Raw genomic sequence first — 724 nt, 5'->3', positions numbered from 1 at the left:
AGGCGATCTGTTTTGTCTGCGAGGGTATATCCAAGCGCATTTAGCGCAACGGCGTTTCTTGGATTCTTGGTGATGATTTTTCGCAGGTCTTGCTCCATCAGCTCGATTTCGCCGGTACCGTCATAATGCATCGCTCTCGCATACAAAAGGGACTCATCTTCTGGGAATTGGGTTAGTGCTTGGTTTAGCCCATCAAGCGCCATATCAGTCTTGTCAAAGGTGTTTAGAAGTTGATACTGAATCAACCACAGCTTTTGAGCATTTCTGGGTTGATCTTGTCGTAATAGGGCAAGTCGTTCTAATGCTTCATCCATTCGCTCTTGCTTGCTGAGCAGGTATACATAGCGCTCGATCGCGGTATTGTAGTGCGAACTTGGGGCTACATTCTGGTACTGCGTAATGGCTTCTTCAGGTTGATCTTGTTGCTCCGCGATTCTCCCAAGGTAATAGTAAGCGTCGCTGCTGTGGGTAGGGGAGGCGGTTAGCTCTTCAAAGGCGCTCTTTGCATCTTCCACTTTCTTATTTTCAAGCATTAGAAGGGCGTGTGACAGCGTTAGGCTTGCTGAGTCGGGGTAGTATTCAAGAAGGGTCGCGAAAACGCCTTCGGCTGCTTGCGTGTCGCCCTTTTCAATAAGAAGGCTAGCGTAAAGTCTGCCGAGCGCGTTGTTTTCGGGGAATTGGTTAAAGCTTTGTTCCGCATAGGCGAGCGCTTCGTCTTTTTTTC

Annotated in this window: 1 protein-coding gene; it reads right to left on the bottom strand. The window is 48.6% G+C overall.

The annotated features are described in order from the left end of the window. A partial coding sequence (locus A3750_RS12950) for a lipopolysaccharide assembly protein LapB (RefSeq protein WP_156498572.1) occupies nt 1-724 on the bottom strand: 724 nt, incomplete at both ends.

Source organism: Oleiphilus sp. HI0079 (assembly GCF_001635105.1).
This window is presented reverse-complemented; position numbering and strand designations above follow the sequence as displayed.